This window comes from Acinetobacter bereziniae, from assembly GCF_016576965.1.
Taxonomy (GTDB): Bacteria; Pseudomonadota; Gammaproteobacteria; order Pseudomonadales; family Moraxellaceae; genus Acinetobacter; species Acinetobacter bereziniae.
Map to the genome: position 1 here is coordinate 3,958,515 of NZ_CP066119.1, position 16,423 is coordinate 3,974,937.

Annotated in this window: 16 protein-coding genes; 15 read left to right on the forward strand and 1 reads right to left on the reverse strand. The window is 38.6% G+C overall.

Annotated elements, in window-relative coordinates:
* The first annotated feature begins 59 nt into the window (after positions 1–59).
* From I9192_RS18430 to rdgB, 11 genes are all read left to right on the forward strand, one after another.
* On the forward strand, positions 60–2,399 hold the full coding sequence (locus tag I9192_RS18430; RefSeq protein WP_005033745.1) for a TonB-dependent receptor: 2,340 nt from the start codon (positions 60–62) through the stop codon (positions 2,397–2,399).
* Between the two features lie 72 nt (positions 2,400–2,471).
* Complete coding sequence (locus I9192_RS18435; protein ID WP_005033747.1) at positions 2,472–3,155, forward strand: Fe2+-dependent dioxygenase; 684 nt, start codon at positions 2,472–2,474, stop codon at positions 3,153–3,155.
* A gap of 199 nt (positions 3,156–3,354) precedes the next feature.
* Positions 3,355–4,329, forward strand: a complete 975-nt coding sequence (locus tag I9192_RS18440) for an alpha-hydroxy acid oxidase (RefSeq protein ID WP_266097166.1) — start codon at positions 3,355–3,357, stop codon at positions 4,327–4,329.
* A gap of 277 nt (positions 4,330–4,606) precedes the next feature.
* Positions 4,607–6,304: a 2-isopropylmalate synthase gene (leuA, locus tag I9192_RS18445; RefSeq protein WP_004830180.1), complete on the forward strand. Its 1,698-nt coding sequence runs from the start codon at positions 4,607–4,609 to the stop codon at positions 6,302–6,304.
* Between the two features lie 410 nt (positions 6,305–6,714).
* On the forward strand, positions 6,715–7,875 hold the full coding sequence (gene metX / locus I9192_RS18450) for a homoserine O-succinyltransferase MetX (RefSeq protein ID WP_004830181.1): 1,161 nt from the start codon (positions 6,715–6,717) through the stop codon (positions 7,873–7,875).
* Complete coding sequence (gene metW / locus I9192_RS18455) at positions 7,875–8,468, forward strand: methionine biosynthesis protein MetW (RefSeq protein ID WP_004830182.1); 594 nt, start codon at positions 7,875–7,877, stop codon at positions 8,466–8,468. Before metX ends, metW begins: the two co-directional genes overlap by 1 nt.
* Positions 8,465–9,061: a tetratricopeptide repeat protein gene (locus I9192_RS18460; protein WP_004830183.1), complete on the forward strand. Its 597-nt coding sequence runs from the start codon at positions 8,465–8,467 to the stop codon at positions 9,059–9,061. The genes metW and I9192_RS18460 overlap by 4 nt, the downstream gene beginning before the upstream one ends.
* Before the next feature lie 61 nt (positions 9,062–9,122).
* Positions 9,123–9,500 carry a DUF4180 domain-containing protein gene (locus I9192_RS18465; RefSeq protein WP_005033752.1) on the forward strand — a complete coding sequence of 126 codons (378 nt, stop codon included), beginning with the start codon at positions 9,123–9,125 and terminating at the stop codon, positions 9,498–9,500.
* Positions 9,501–9,591: 91 nt separating this feature from the next.
* Entirely contained in the window at positions 9,592–9,999 is a 408-nt protein-coding gene (locus I9192_RS18470; protein ID WP_005033754.1) for a nuclear transport factor 2 family protein, read from the forward strand.
* Positions 9,996–10,490, forward strand: a complete 495-nt coding sequence (locus I9192_RS18475; protein ID WP_005033756.1) for a hypothetical protein — start codon at positions 9,996–9,998, stop codon at positions 10,488–10,490. The genes I9192_RS18470 and I9192_RS18475 overlap by 4 nt, the downstream gene beginning before the upstream one ends.
* Positions 10,491–10,564: 74 nt before the next feature.
* Positions 10,565–11,188, forward strand: a complete 624-nt coding sequence (rdgB, locus tag I9192_RS18480; RefSeq protein ID WP_005033758.1) for an RdgB/HAM1 family non-canonical purine NTP pyrophosphatase — start codon at positions 10,565–10,567, stop codon at positions 11,186–11,188.
* Positions 11,189–11,303: 115 nt separating this feature from the next.
* Here the strand turns inward: rdgB and I9192_RS18485 are convergent, their stop codons facing one another.
* Positions 11,304–12,185, reverse strand: a complete 882-nt coding sequence (locus I9192_RS18485; RefSeq protein ID WP_026040304.1) for an AEC family transporter — start codon at positions 12,183–12,185, stop codon at positions 11,304–11,306.
* 173 nt (positions 12,186–12,358) lie between these two features.
* On the opposite strand from I9192_RS18485, the gene tatA reads away from it, so the two are divergent.
* The 4 genes from tatA (at position 12,359) to I9192_RS18505 (ending at position 16,413) form a co-directional block, all read left to right on the forward strand.
* The gene (gene tatA, locus I9192_RS18490) at positions 12,359–12,583 is read left to right on the forward strand and encodes a Sec-independent protein translocase subunit TatA (protein ID WP_004830191.1); all 225 of its coding nucleotides are present in this window, start codon (positions 12,359–12,361) and stop codon (positions 12,581–12,583) included.
* A gap of 17 nt (positions 12,584–12,600) precedes the next feature.
* A complete protein-coding gene (gene tatB, locus I9192_RS18495; RefSeq protein ID WP_005033762.1) occupies positions 12,601–13,068 on the forward strand; it encodes a Sec-independent protein translocase protein TatB in 468 nt (155 codons plus the stop codon).
* Positions 13,065–13,847, forward strand: a complete 783-nt coding sequence (gene tatC / locus I9192_RS18500; protein WP_004830193.1) for a twin-arginine translocase subunit TatC — start codon at positions 13,065–13,067, stop codon at positions 13,845–13,847. The genes tatB and tatC overlap by 4 nt, the downstream gene beginning before the upstream one ends.
* A 400-nt stretch (positions 13,848–14,247) precedes the next feature.
* Positions 14,248–16,413, forward strand: coding sequence for a PhoX family protein (locus I9192_RS18505; RefSeq protein WP_005033766.1), 2,166 nt, complete (start codon positions 14,248–14,250; stop codon positions 16,411–16,413).
* The last annotated feature ends 10 nt before the right edge of the window (positions 16,414–16,423 follow it).

Sequence of the window (16,423 nt, forward strand, 5' to 3'; positions counted from 1 at the left end):
ACATAAAAGTCTTTGCGCAGTAGTGGATAAGTTCAATATGATCTGCGATGGATGCAAAAATGGCTCGAAAGTATTCTGTAAAAAACAAAAAAGTGAAAACAGTTGCATTGGCAATTGCTTTACCCAATTTAGCGTTTGCTGCTGCTGAGGAAACTCCTACCCAACTTCCAACAATTCAGGCACGTGCAGAACAAAATGCATCCTATTTAGCACCTAAAACTTCCTCGACCAAACGGACAGAAAGGGTTTTAGATACAGCTAAGACAGTACAAGTGATCACTGAAAAAGCACTTAAAGATCAAGGTTTACTTTCATTGCAGCAGGCATTAGCAACGACCCCAGGTATAAGTTTCGGTGCGGGTGAAGGTGGTGGTGGTTATGGAGATAAAATCAATCTGCGCGGATACGACGCAACCTACAACACCACGGTTGATGGTTTACGAGACGCAGCCTTAACCAACCGTTCAGATTTATTCAACTATGAAGCTGTTGAAGTCATCAAAGGCGCAAACTCTGTTGAAAACGGCGTAGGTCAAATTAGTGGTGGTGTCAATTTAGTTTCAAAAACGCCTAAAAACCGTGATAGCAATGAAATCACATTGGGATTCGGTTCAGACAATTATAAACGCTTTACTGGTGATTTTAATAAAGTTGTAGATCAAGATTTAGCATTCCGCCTAAACGTTATGGGGCATCAAAACACTTATGCTGGTCGTGATGAAGAAATGAAGCGCTGGGGAATTGCCCCTTCGGTTACATTTGGCATAAGTGATACGACCAAAGCAACGTTATCTTACCTTTATCAAAAAGATGAAAATGCCCCACAATACGGCGTGCCTTACTATAATGGCAAATCAGTCAAGGGGATTTCAGATAAAAACAGCTATGGTTATCGCAATCTAGATCAACAAAATATTGAAAATCAAGTTGTCACATTCAAAGTAGAAAGCGAAATCAGCCCTAACGCAAAACTCAACTCAATCACCCGTTATAGTGATATTGAACAAAAAGCGACTGTATCTGCACCACAGGGAACCTTCTGCTTAGCAGATGGTACATCACCAACAGCGATCACAAATACAAATCAAACAGGTTATAAGAATTGTAGTGTGACTTCTGGTTCAACGACCATTACAGTACCAAATGGTTCTTATTATATTTCTGGTCCCCGTGGCTATTATCGAGATACCCACAATAAACAATTTGCCAATGACACCAATATCAATATGCAATTTAAAACAGGAATCATTGATCATGCTGTTGTCGCTGGTGTAGGTTTTAGTCGTGAAGACTATTCAATTACAACAGCTGGGTATTTATATAATTCAAATGGTTCATCTGCTGGTAGTTCCATTACAACACCGCTTTACATGAATGTATATAATCCAGATAACTTTTGGCATGGTCCAACAAACTTCCGTAAAACAGGTGTAGCTGAAGGCTATTTAAATGTTTATTCCGCGTATGTGTTTGACACTTTAAAGTTCGGTGAACAATGGTTACTCAACCTTGGTGTACGTAATGACTATACTGATGGTCAATATCGTTCAGACACTGTTTCTACAACTACAGCAGCCGTGACTCGTGGTCAAAACTACAAACAATCTGATAATTTAATTTCCTATAATGCTGGCTTAACGTTTAAGTCAACGCCTGCAACCAGTCTGTATTTGTCTTATGCCAATGCTCAAAAGCCTGTACAAAACACTGCAAGTGGTGGATGTTCTCAAACCATTACCAATAATGCAATCACAGCAAACTCTTGTAGTACTGATCCTGAAAATGCTGTTGCCTATGAAGTTGGTGCGAAGTGGCAAGCAAATCCTAACTTCTTAATTTCTGCCGCAATATTCCGCAATGAACAGGATAAAGTCCGTGTAACCAATGATATACCGGGACAGCCTGATGCAAAATTAGATGGTAAAAACTATGTTCAGGGTGTTGAGTTTGGTTTAGCCGGTGAAATAACACCTAAATGGAACATCACAGCAAGTGCAGCCTATATGGAGGGTAAATATGATCAAACCAAAGTCAATGGTTCACCCAATATTGATTTTCAAAAAGGCGATAAGTTAGTCAATGTTCCGAAAGTTTCAGGTAGCTTATGGACCACTTATCAACTTAATGATCAATGGCAAGCTGGATACGGTTTAACCTATCAAGGTGAAATGTATTTAAGCACACGTTCAGCGACAAATAATCTTGTACAACAGATCAAATCTGATGATTATTTGATTCACAATGCCTCTGTGACATATAGCTACAACAAAGATTTAAGTTTCCAATTATTAGGACAAAACTTAAGTGATGAAAAGTACTATACCCATATTCGTAACAATGGTTGGGCGATGCCAGGTGAAGGTCGTAAAGGTGTATTTAACATTAACTATAAATTCTAAGATGTAGACAAACTATGTTAAAATTCAGCGTCTGATTGATCAGGCGCTGTTTCTTTTTTGGGGAAGAAAATCATGATTTTACACATTCCAAATTTACTCAATATGGATGAATTAAATCATTGTCGTCAAAAACTTTCTCAAGCGGAATGGATTGATGGAAAAGTCACTACAGGCTATCAATCCGCACATTTAAAAAATAATTTACAACTTTCCCAAGATTCCCAAGAAGCCTTAGAGTTAGGTCAAATCATTCAACATGCAGCGAATTCAAATCCACTTTTTTTTAGTGCTGCCCTTCCAAAAACTTTTTTGCCCCCCTTGTTCAATTGCTATCAACACGGTGGAAACTTTGGCATGCATGTCGATAATGCGATTCGTCACCATCCTCAGTTAAATCAGTATCTAAGAACCGATGTATCTTGTACTGTTTTTCTGACCAATCTTGATGAATATGAAGGTGGAGAACTGGTTATTGAAGATACGTTCGGAACACAAGAAGTAAAACTCCCCGCAGGCGATGCGATTGTTTACCCTGCCACCAGCTTGCATCGTGTTAATCCTGTCACTGAAGGTGCTCGCATTGCCTCTTTCTTCTGGGTGCAAAGCTTTGTTTCTTCGGATGCTCAACGGCGAATGTTGTTTGATCTTGATCAAAATATTCAAAAATTGGCCATAGAACTTTCTGCAACACATGAGCAAGTAATTAGTCTAACTGGGATTTATCACAATCTATTGCGCGAATGGAGTGATTTATAAATTTAATTCACAGGTTATTTGTACGGTAATTGATCAACCCATTTGTGTAAATTTGGATAAATGAGAAATCAGCAATGAATAAAAAAATCCTCCCCCTCTCACACAAATTCCCCCCCATTTACAGACTATTGCTGATTATGAAAAGCAGGCTGAACAGCATTTAGCTGAAAATACTTGGCACTACCTTCAAGGTGGGGCGATGGATGAACAAAGTGTCAGAGACAACTTAGAACAATTTAAAAAAATTCAACTCATCCCCAGATTACTGAATGACCTCACCCAAGGTTCAACGCAATGTGAAATTTTAGGCGAAGTATTCCCTCATCCAATCTTTCTTGCACCCATCGGACATCAGCAATTGTTTCATCCAGACGGTGAGTCAGCAACAGCCCTAGCTGCTGAGGTTCTCGGAAGTAATATGCTACTCAGCACATTTACCAACACCGATATGCGCTTGATCAAGAAAGAAAATCCATTTAAATGGTTTCAACTGTATTGGCAAGGTGATCGTGAAAAATCGTTGGCTTTGGTGCGTTTAGCAGAACAACAAAACTTTAAAGCGATTGTGATCACTGTGGACTCACCACATACAGGTATTCGTGATCGTGAACGTCGTGTGAATTTTCAATTGCCCGAAGGAATGCAACATCCACACACACCTACACATATTCCTCTGCCCGAAATCTCAACAGATCAACATCCAGTTTTTCAGGGCTTAATGCAAATTGCACCGACATGGGCGGATATTGAGTTTATGATTGCTCAAACTTCTTTACCTGTGATTTTAAAAGGGGTTCTACATCCGCTTGATGCCCAAAAAGCTGTCGAAACTGGAGTAAAAGGACTGATCGTCTCCAATCATGGTGGACGTGTACTTAATAGTACCATTTCACCACTCAAAGCACTTGAACAAATTCGTAAGGTCGTACCGAATGACTTCCCCCTACTTTTGGATGGGGGTATTCGTCGTGGTACCGATGTTTTTAAAGCGTTGGCTTTAGGTGCAAATGCGGTGCTGATCGGACGACCTGCAATCTATGGATTGTCTGTTGCAGGTGCTTTAGGGGTTGCACATGTGCTTAAAATTTTAAAGGAAGAATTTGAAATTACCATGGCATTAATGGGAACAGCTCGCATAAATGAAATCAATCAAGAATATATTTTTCAAGATTAAGCCATTCAAAGGAAATTTTTCTCTCAACTGATATTTTTTATGCAAATTAAGGAAATTATTTCCAAGACAACTGTTTTAGAATTAATCTCAAGTTAAACCATTTGCAAGTCTTCAGTGTTTAAATTTATATCGTGATATCCACGTATAATTTTTTGAAATTTACATTATTTTCACCATAAAAATACTTGTAAATTGAACAGATAGACACAATCTATATCGGTAGTAAGTTGCCTTTACCCAAGAAGCGAGCAACGACAACTACACAAGGAGTTCCCTCATGATGTTGGCTGATCCAAGTAAAAAATACCGTCGCATGTACCAGCGTGTAGACTTGCCTGACCGTCAGTGGCCAAACAACGAAATCAATAAAGCGCCTATTTGGATGAGTACCGACCTCCGTGATGGTAACCAAGCAATTTTTGAACCGATGAACATTGAACAGAAATTCAAAATGTTCCAAATGTTGGTCAAAATTGGCTTTAAACATATTGAAATTGGTTTTCCTTCAGCATCTCAGATTGATTTTGATTTCACACGCAAATTGATTGAGGAAGGTCATATTCCAGATGACGTCTATATCGAAGTTTTAGTACAAGCTCGTGATCACTTGATTGCACGTACCTTTGAATCATTGCAAGGGGCTAAACGTGCTATTGTTCACATCTATAACTCAAACTCTCCAACCTTCCGTAAGAAAGTGTTGAATGTCGATGTGAATGGTGCCAAACAATTGGCAATCAATGCTGCAACCAAAGTTAAAGAATATGCTGCAAAACAGCCTGAAACCGAATTCATTTTTCAATACAGCCCAGAATGCTTTACTGCGACTGAATTAGAAGTCGCTAAAGATGTCTGCGATGCTGTAACCGAAATTTGGGAAGCAACTCCGGATAATAAAGTTATTTTAAACTTGCCTGCGACTGTGGAAGTATCTGGTCCTCATGTCTACGCAGATCAAATTGAATGGATGCATCGTAATTTAGCCCGTCGTGATGGAGTGATCATTTCTGTACACTGCCACAATGACCGTGGATGTGGTATTGCTGCATCTGAGTTGGCGATCATGGCAGGTGCAGATCGTGTTGAAGGTTGTGTATTTGGAAACGGCGAACGTACAGGTAATGTTGACGTGGCTGCAATTGCCTTGAATATGTATACCCAAGGTGTGGCTTGCGAATTAGATTTTTCTAATATTAATGAAATTATCGCCACTATTGAAGAATGTACAGGTTTACCAGTCCATCCACGACATCCATATGCAGGCGATTTAGTCTTTACTGCATTCTCTGGCTCACACCAAGATGCAATTAAAAAAGGCTTTGAGTTCCAAAAAGACGAAGAAATTTGGGATATGCCTTATTTACCGATCGACCCTAAAGACTTAGGTCGTGATTATGATGCGGTTATCCGTGTCAACTCACAGTCGGGTAAAGGGGGTATTGCATACTTATTAGAATCAAACTACAACGTTGTATTACCACGTCGCTTGCAAATTGAATTCTCGCAAATTGTTCAGCAAGTTGCCGATGAAGAAGGTGTCGAAGTTTCAGCGCAGCAAATCTGGACTTTGTTTAAAGACACTTATGTTTCTGCAAAAGATGCTCATTATTCAGCGAAAAACTACAGACTTTCAGACGAAAATGGCAATCAGGTCATTGAGCTTGAGGTAGTCGTGAATGGAGAAAGTCAGCGTTTACGTGGTGAAGGCAATGGTCCAATTTCAGCGATTTTAAATGCACTTCAATTACCAATTGATGTCTTGAACTATGAAGAACGTAGTATCAGCTCTGGTGCACATGCCAAAGCCTTGGCATTAATTGAACTTCAAGTTCAAGGCACAGGTAAGTCAGCATTTGGTGCTGGTGTACATGACAACATTGTGACCTCATCTATTGAGGCAATAATTGCAGCGACCAATCGTTTAATTGATCAAGGGGTACTCAGCACAGATCAAGTGATCGCAGCTGCTGTATAAGCTATATCAATTAAATGACTTTAGAAAGGATACCCCTGAGTGGTATCCTTTCTTTTATCTATTGATATTGATTGATATTACACATCATGACGCAGGGATAAGTTAAAAGTGCTTTGACCATTCATTTCATCTAAATGCGATTTGGATCAACTCAATATCGATCAGCAACTATTCACAAAATATGTTTTTTGATATTGTCATTAATTGTGCAATAAAATTTGAGCAAAATTAAAGTATTGGCTGAATGATCATCATTTAAGGCATTAAAACCTAGTGGTTAAACCTAGACTAAAGTCATGTGCAGTTGAAAAATGACTTTCGTATCATTCGTTTATTCGCAATAATGATGATGTCGTTGTGAGTAACATCAATTTATTCTGCTACCTAAAATTTTAAGGTGAATATTTCCAGTGTCTTTTCCAGCTGATTCAGTGGGGCTTGTGACTCCACAAAAGTTTGAATTCGAAGAACCGTTAGAACTTGAATGTGGTCGAGTGTTGCCACGCTATGAAATCATGGTGGAAACGTATGGTGAGTTGAATGCTGACAAATCAAATGCCATTCTCATTTGTCATGCACTTTCAGGACATCATCATGCTGCGGGTTACCATCATGACGACGATAAAAAAGCTGGCTGGTGGGATGCGTGTATTGGACCTGGAAAAGCCATTGATACCTCAAAATTCTTTGTGGTCGCCTTAAATAATATTGGTGGTTGTAGTGGTTCAACAGGACCGACATCGCCTAACCCTGAAAATGAAAATCGCCCATATGGTCCTGACTTTCCTTTAGTGACTGTGCGTGACTGGGTAAGAACTCAAGCACTTCTCTCTGATCGTTTAGGAATCCAAGTTTGGTATTCAATTATTGGTGGCTCATTGGGTGGCATGCAAGCTTTACAATGGTCTGTTGATTATCCTGACCGTTTACAGAAATGCGTCATTATTGCCAGTGCGCCTAAACTTTCAGCACAAAATATTGCCTTTAACGAAGTCGCTCGTCAGTCCATTTTGTCTGATCCTGATTTTCACAATGGTCGTTATCTGGAATTAGATAGTTACCCAAAGCGTGGCTTAATTTTGGCGCGTATGGTTGGACACATTACCTATCTTTCAGAAGAAGCCATGAAACAGAAATTTGGTCGTGATTTAAAATCTGGCAAATTTATGTATGGTTTTGATGTTGAGTTCCAAGTCGAAAGCTATTTACGTTATCAAGGTGAACAATTCAGTCGTAACTTTGATGCAAATACTTATTTGATCATGACCAAAGCCTTGGATTATTTTGATCCTTCACGTGAGTACCAACAATCTTTAACCAAAGCTTTGTCCAATACCAAATGTCGCTTTTTAGTGGTGTCATTTACCACGGATTGGCGTTTTAGCCCAGAACGCTCTCAAGAAATCGTCAATGCCTTGATCACCAATCAAAAACCTGTGAGCTACTTAGATATTGATGCTGAACAGGGGCATGATTCTTTTCTGTTCCCAATCCCATTGTACGTCAAATCCTTACGTGCATTTTTAGGTGGTACTGAACACCTCAATTCAACACCTAAGGAGGCTTTGTAATGCGTATTGACCAACAATTGGCTGAAAAATGGATCAATCCTGGTGCAAGTGTGCTCGATTTAGGTTGTGGTGATGGTGAATTATTGTCACAAATGAGCAAAAAACAGCAAATTCATGCTTATGGATTAGAAATTGATCAAGAAAAGATTGCAATTGCGGTCAGCAAAGGGTTAAATATTATACAACAAGACTTAAACCTCGGTTTGGGACGCTTTGCTGACCAGTCTTTTGACTACGTCGTAATGGCACAAGCTTTGCAAGCTGTAGATGCACCTGATGTGCTTCTGCGCGATATGGTGCGTGTGGGGAAACAAGCAATTATTACGTTTCCTAATTTTGCGTATTGGAAGACACGTTCATTCCTTGCGCTGAAAGGAAAGATGCCTGTTTCTGATGCCTTACCGTATATGTGGTACAATACACCTAATATCCACTTATGCACTTTTCGCGATTTTGAAGCCTTATGTGCTGAAAATCAGATTCAAATTATTGATCGACTCGCTGTAAATGGGAACCAACAAGGGAGCTTTTTAAGTAAAGCTGTCCCAAATTTGTTCGGCGAAGTCGCTATTTATCGAGTGAGCGCTCTATGAAGAAATTATTATTAGGCAGTACATTATTTTTTGGGCTGCTCAGTATTCAAGCCCATGCGGACTATGTACCGCAGCAACAACAATCTGTTTCAGCGATGGCAGCTCAGTATGCACATATGAATGTTTCAGATTTACAAAAAGCAGCGAAAGCTGGACAACCAGCAGCACAATTTTATTTAGCAACACATTTCCAAGCCGGTACTGGTGGTGTATCTAAAGATCTTAAACAAGCATTTACATGGTTTAAAGCGGCAGCTGACCAAGGTATTTCTGCGGCTCAGTTAAATGTAGGTCGTATGTATGCTGACGGTTTAGGTGTTGCTAAAAATGAAACATCTGCACGCCAATACTTTGAAAAGGCAGCAAGCCACGGTGACAACCGTGCGAGCTTTAACCTTGCAGTCATGGAAGAACAAAAGAAAAACTACATGGGTGCGTACCAATGGTATGAACTTTCTACACGCGATGGCATGTTAGACAATAAAGTGATCAATATGTCTCAAAGTAAAAAAACGGCTTTGGCTGCGAACTTAACTCAAGATCAAATTCGTACAGCAACACAACGTGCAGATCAATGGATTCAAGCTCAATAAGCTTGAAAAAATTATAAAGCACCTTCGGGTGCTTTTTTTATGCAACAACGAGTAGTTACAAATGGCACATATGCTTCAACTTTTTCATAACACACGAATTTTAATTATTCCTCAAAATGAGGCTACAACGTATTCATTGCACAATATCAATGACCTGTTGAGTTTGGCATTTGCTGAAAATATAGCGCTGATTGCATTGCCTGTAACATCTTTAGAAAAGTGCTTTTTTCAATTGGAAAATAGAATTGCAGGCGAATTCATCCAAAAATTTGTCAATTATAAAATTCGTTTAGCCTTTGTAGGAAATATTGAAAAATATATCCATAACAGTAAGGCACTCACAGATTTTGTTTATGAATCAAATCATGGAAAGGCATGCTGGTTTATAGAAAACTATGCTGAATTGGAACATAAGCTCAAACAAGAATTAAAAAACTAGTTTAAGTGGATAACACTTCGTGCATAACAAGGCTCATTTCAATCAGCACTGATTGTCAGACTTTTAAATATTTCAATAGGAGTTCAACATAATGCAAGAAACGCTCGCTCAATTAATCCAATTTGAATCCCAATTACATCATTCTGAGCGACGAAACCATAAAATATTGGATCAGCGCTTGCACCCAGAGTTCAAAGAAATCACAAAATCAGGTCGGATCATAAAAAAAAGCCAAATGCTTGAAGCACTTTTAAATGATCTAAACACTGATATGATTCATGCACAAGACTTCGAACTACAGCAACTCTCTGCTCATAGTGCTTTGTTGACTTACCTCAGCTATCAAGTCGATACCAATACTCAAGTAAAATATAATTCAGCTTTACGTGCTTCGATCTGGGTAATGAATGATCAGCAAGTATGGCAAATGATTTTTCATCAAGGTACGCTTTTGCATTTGTCCGCTGAGTCAGATTCTTCTATACATGGAAAAATATGAATAAGAAAAAATATTATGCTTCACATCGTCAAATGCTTCCACTGGCAATTTTTACTGGTATTTTTGCCTGCCCATTTTGGTACGCTACCCTACTCCTCATTATTGAACTGTTTGAATTTAAGAATGGTGTTAAAAGTCTTTATTTAATTTTTGTCATTGCATTATTGGCAAGTTTTTCATATTTTTTGAGTCGAAAAGCAGTTTTACTATTTAAAAATCAATCCCCTATTCTAGTTTTGACTCAGGATAAAATCCGAACCATCGAATTCAAAGGCAGAAGTGTCATTAAGAAAGAAGTTTTGTTGCATGATATTGCTCAAATAGAACTCAAAAAAACATTCTTGGATCGTCATTATTATTTACGCTTGATCATGAAAGACCAAAGTATCCAAAAACTCAATCTGAGTTCAGGGCTGATGCGTAATGATGACATCGTTGAGCTTAAGCAAGCGCTAGACTATTACATCCCTCCTCGCGCAAAACAGCTCTAATCATCAAATTTAGCCACATTTTAATTCACAGATTCAGTTAAAATAGCATTATTTTAACTTTCTGAGTTTGGATCATGTCATCTAAAGATTGGTTATCCCAAGGAACACTGGTACTTGCCAGTAATAATAAAGGCAAAATTGCTGAGTTTGAAAAACTGTTTGCTGAATTGGCTTTACCTGTTGACGTGATTCCTCAAGGTCAGTTGAATATCGAAGATGCGATTGAAGATGGCTTAAGCTTTATTGAAAATGCAATTATCAAAGCGCGTCATGCAAGCCGTATTTCAGGTAAACCCGCAATTGCAGATGATTCTGGGATTTGTGTTCCTGTATTAGGTGCTGCGCCAGGAATTTACTCAGCACGTTATGCAGGTGAACACGGCGATGATGCAGCAAATAATGCAAAACTACTCGAAAATCTCAAGCCGTTGCGAAAAGAGAATCAGGTGATCGAAGCCATGTTTGTCTGCGTATTAGCATTAGTTGAGCATGCGGATGATCCTTTACCACAGATTTTCCAAGGTATCTGGCAAGGTGAGGTGCTAGAACAAGCCCGTGGTGAAAATGGTTTTGGTTATGATCCACTGTTCTGGTTACCAGAGTTGGGGATTTCTAGTGCAGAAATGAGCAAACAAGACAAAAATAAAATAAGTCATCGTGGTCAAGCGATGCAATTATTTAAAGCCAGTTTGAAATAAAAATTACCTTTGAAAATTCCTCCCCTACTTTAAAATGAGGGAGGAATAAAATTTATAGACGCACAAATAAATCATGAGGCTTTTCAAAGCCTTACAAATTAACAAAAATAAAGAATTAGAATGATAAAAAATGAATCAACACACCATATAAGACACATATCACACAACTGACTATTGTTCCTGAAGCAATATACTTTGCTGAAATACCCGTTCCTTGATAGTGCGTTTCTAAAGCCACAATATTGGCGGCTGGAGGTAAACAAAATAGTAAGAACATCACACCGATATAGTCATGAATCTGCGGAACTGGTAAAAAGAAATACGCTAAGCTACATAAGATCATCCCACAAAACAGTTTCAGTATTGCCAGTCGAGTACTGATCAATAAGTCGTCCACATGCACTTTGGTTTTTCTTAACCACATCCCCAATACACACATCCCCGTAAAGCTCATACTCCACTTAGAGGCGTTATATATCCAATCCACCCATTGCTGGGTTTGAAAGTGTTGCACATCGAAACAACGTAAAAGTCCTGCAATAATTAAAGCAATCACGGGCGGTGATTGAAGCACTTTTTTAAACAGTAATACTTTAGATTGAGGCGCTGAGCTTACAGAGGTCACAGCCCATGAGTTGCCAAAAATCGAAACACCGATATAAAGCGGAATCATGACCATACTATGCTCAGCACCAAAAATTGCTAAAGCGATTGGAAAGCCTAACCATGCCATATTGGTATAACTAAAACATAGCGATGCCAAACGATCTTTCGAGCGTTTTAAGTAAACAAAGAAAAGGATAAAGCACGAGAAAAAGGCAAATAGAATTAAAGCAATACTGCCCGATTTATAAAAAACCATATTGTAGATGATGACAATCGGGATAAAGACACGTGCCAGCAATAAAGACATCATCGTCTTTAAATTCATTGAAAATTTGCTATTCGCCAGTATTAACCCACAAATAAATGACAGAACTGGAAATAACAAAGACACACTATACCCCTTATTCTCAAATCATGATCATACTAGCACTTTCCAAAATCGATAGTGTTTAACATCGCAAAATATTTCAAAAATATTTTCTGTCTTTAAATTGAAATATTAATGTCACTTTTCTGTCACGGATAACTGTTGTTATAGCTCTAAATAAAATAGGAGTTAAAACTATGGCTGGATTATCGATTTGGCATGTACTTATTTTTGCAATCGTGGTGATTTTACTATTTGGTACATCGAAACTGAAAAATTTAGGTAAAGATGTTGGCGGTGCAGTAAAAGATTTTAAGAAATCAATCAAAGATGAAGAAGCGACCCAAGCTTCAATCACTGAAACTCGTACATTAGAGCATCAAACGACCAATACTGATGTGAACTCTACTGTAAAACACTAATCGGTGAGGCGTAGATCATGTTAGATGTTGGATTTTCAGAACTGTTAGTTTTCGGGATCATTGCGCTTTTGGTATTGGGACCCGATAAGCTTCCTGAAGCTGCTCGTTTTGCTGCCAAATGGTACAGTAAATTTAAACGGGCGATCACAAGTGTCCAAAATGATATCGATCGTGAGTTACGTCTTTCTGAGTTTAGAGAGCAAATGCAACAAGAGATGCAGAAGATTCAAGAACTTGAACAAAAAATGCAAGCTCAGATACAAGAGCTACAACAACAAAAAATCGCGATAGAACAAGAAACCCATGCTGAACAGCTAGGTCAAAAAAATCTTTTAGCAACATACCATTACCATAAACTAGAAACTCAGGTTCCTTCTATTTATATGTTAAATCATGGTTTAAATCAGCAAAGTTGCATGATGCCAGCTCCACAAATTGTTCCCATCGAGATGGTCTCAGCACCACAACTTAAGGTAGCCGTATGACGGATTCACTCGCGCCTCAGGTACAAGACAGCGCATCGACAGAACGTCCCCCTTTAGATGCAATGCCGATTACACAACATCTCATGGTGTTGCGTAAGCATCTATTTAAAATTGTGGGTGCATTAATTCTGATCTTTTTTTGTTTATTGCCTTTTGCCAATAAAACCTATATTGCTCTATCGGAACCATTAAGAAAGCAATTGCCTGCAACATCAACCATGATTGCAACGGATGTCACTGCAACATTTATGGCACCATTTAAGTTGAATTTTTTTATTGCACTGATGCTCGCTATGCCCTTTATTATTTATCAACTTTGGGCATTTATTAAACCGGCACTGTACGAAAAAGAAAAGAATCTAGCATTTCCACTCTTATTTGGCAGCATTATTCTGTTTTATTCGGGTATCGCATTTGCTTATTTCGTTGCTTTACCCTCAATTTTACACTTTTTCATCAGCGTCTCTCCTGAAACAGTTGCACCGATGACTGATATTAATAGCTATCTAAGTTTCTGCTTAAAGCTGTTCTTGGTCTTTGGTCTAACCTTTGAAATTCCAATTATTACTTTAGTTTTGATTCTTATTGGCTTCGTAACCACGAAGACATTGGCTGAAAAACGTCGTTTTATAGTGGTCGGCTGCTTCTTTGTCTCGATGTTTATTACTCCACCAGACGCAATATCAATGATTATGTTAGCCATTCCAATGTGGATGTTATTTGAACTCGGCTTATTACTCGGTAAAATGATCGAAAAGCGCAAAACTGCAGATGTCTAAATCATAAAAATAAGAAAATATTCAACACTCAAATGGCTTTTAAAAGCCATTTTTTTTATTCTTAAAATTTATCTGACCATCTCCCCCTCAACAATCAAAAGATATATCACCTAATTTTTATTCTTAATATTTAAAATAATTTGGTTAAAACTTAGTGAGTATTAATATTTTACACCGAATAAATTCTCACTATTAAATATAGATCATAAATTTAATGTATAAATTAACAACAAATTACTCAACATTTATCTCTTTGTGACAGCCCTATTACTTTCTTAAATTAATATTAAATTTAACCAATATTAAATATAAAAGTAAGAGAGTTTACATATTAGTTCGCTATGTTTTTAAGCTGAATCAAAATCACATTTCATCTAAAGTTAAAGCCATAGGGAATCTTATGACAGACCTCACGCCATATCATGAAGATCAAGAGTTAGATAACAATACTTCGAATAACATTCATTTCCGTGACATCTTAGAACAACGGATTTCTCGTCGTAGTTTAATTACCAAAACAGCCAGTGGTGCAGCTGCATTAGCTTTAGCATCTAGCTTGACAGGTTGTAATGATGACGATGACAACCATTCAAATACAGATAGTTCGGTAAAAAAACCAGAAAAACTCAGCTTTACACCTGTTGCAAAAAATCTGAATGATATCGTTACTGTTCCAGCAGGCTACGAAGCTACAGTTCTTTATGCGCTCGGAGATCCACTGACACAAAACCTTGCTGAATGGGATGACAACAACGTTCCTTCAGGCGTGAGTTTCACTGCACGATCAGGGGATTGTCATGATGGGATGAGCTATTTTGGTTTAAATTCCAGTACAGCTAAATATGATGCAAAAGCATCAAATAGGGGTTTACTGGTAATGAACCATGAATACATCAACCAAACTTTTTTACATCCTAAAGGTGCAACAAGAGTCAATGGTCGTCGTCCAGAAGATGAAGTTATTCGTGAAATGAACGCACACGGCGTATCCATTATTGAATTAAAAAAAGATGCAGCTACTCAAAAAGTGGATATTGTTAAAAGTTCTCCATTTAATCGCCGTATTACCGCATCTACAGTGATGGATTTTGCGGGCATTGTTGCAGGTTCAGATTTAATTAAAACCAAATATTCACCGTCGGCAAAGCAAACACGCGGTACGCATAACAACTGTGGTAATGGTTATACACCATGGGGAACCTATCTCACCACAGAAGAAAACTTCATTGGTTATTTTGTGCGTAACAAAGGGGATGATACAAAGCGGACTGCTTCTGAAATCATTGCACTCAATCGCTATGGCTTAAAAGATGGTGCAAGTTCTCGTTATGGCTGGGAAACGGCAATTGGTGCAATCGAAAGTCAAGATTTATATGATCGTTGGAATTCGTCTATTACCGCAGAGACTGCTGACAAAGATTATCGTAACAGCGCCAATACTTTTGGTTGGATCGTAGAAATTGACCCATTTGATAGTCGTTCAAACCCAGTAAAACGGACATCATTAGGTCGTTTTGCGCATGAGGATTGTCGTGCCAGTCGTTTAATCGAAGGCGAAAATTTGACTTTCTATATGGGTGATGATTCACGTGGCGAATACATTTATAAATTCGTATCGGATGCCAAATGGGACGCCAAAGATGTCAATGGCGGTTATCGCGCTGGTGATAAATATATGAACAGTGGCAAACTTTACGTAGCCCAGTTCAACAATGATGGTACGGGTAAATGGATTGAGTTGGCATATGGAAAAAATGGTTTAAATGATACCAACACGGTGTATCCATTTAAATCTCAAGCGGATGTCACAACATTTGCACGACTTGCTGGTGATGCCGTCAAAGCGACTAAAATGGATCGTCCAGAATGGGTTGCAGTGAATCCTGAAAATGGTGAGGTCTATGTCACGCTTACGAACAACTCAAATCGTGGTACAACACATGCTTTAGATGCCGCCAACCCGAGAAACTATAGTGATCCTGAAGGCGGTAAAGGCAACGTCAATGGTCATATTATCCGCTTCCATGAGAAAGATAATAAAACCACAGCAGAAAGCTTCACTTGGGATATTTATCTATTTGGCGCTGAAGCAAAAATGGCGAGCAACATTAACCTTTCTGCGTTGAATGATAATAATGATTTGTCTTCACCAGATGGCATGTGGTTTGACCCTCGTGGTGTTCTTTGGATTCAAACCGATGATGGTGCTTATACAGATACAACCAACTGTATGATGCTTGCCGCATTGCCAGGTAAAGTCGGTGATGGTACAAAAGCAATCACCTCAGCGGGGCAAGAAACCATTTTTGGCAAGCAAGTGACCGATGAGAATCTGCGTCGTTTCCTTACAGGTCCAAAACAATGTGAAATTACGGGTGTGACCATGACTCCGGACTACAAAGCGATTTTCATCAATGTTCAACATCCTGGTGAAGACTCACCAAGCTTTGATAAACCTTCAAGTCACTGGCCTGCATCACAAAAGGATGCGAATAATAAAGTTGCTCGTCCACGTTCAGCAACTGTCGTGATCACACGCAAAGATGGTGGTGTGATTGCAGGTTAAATAAGTATTA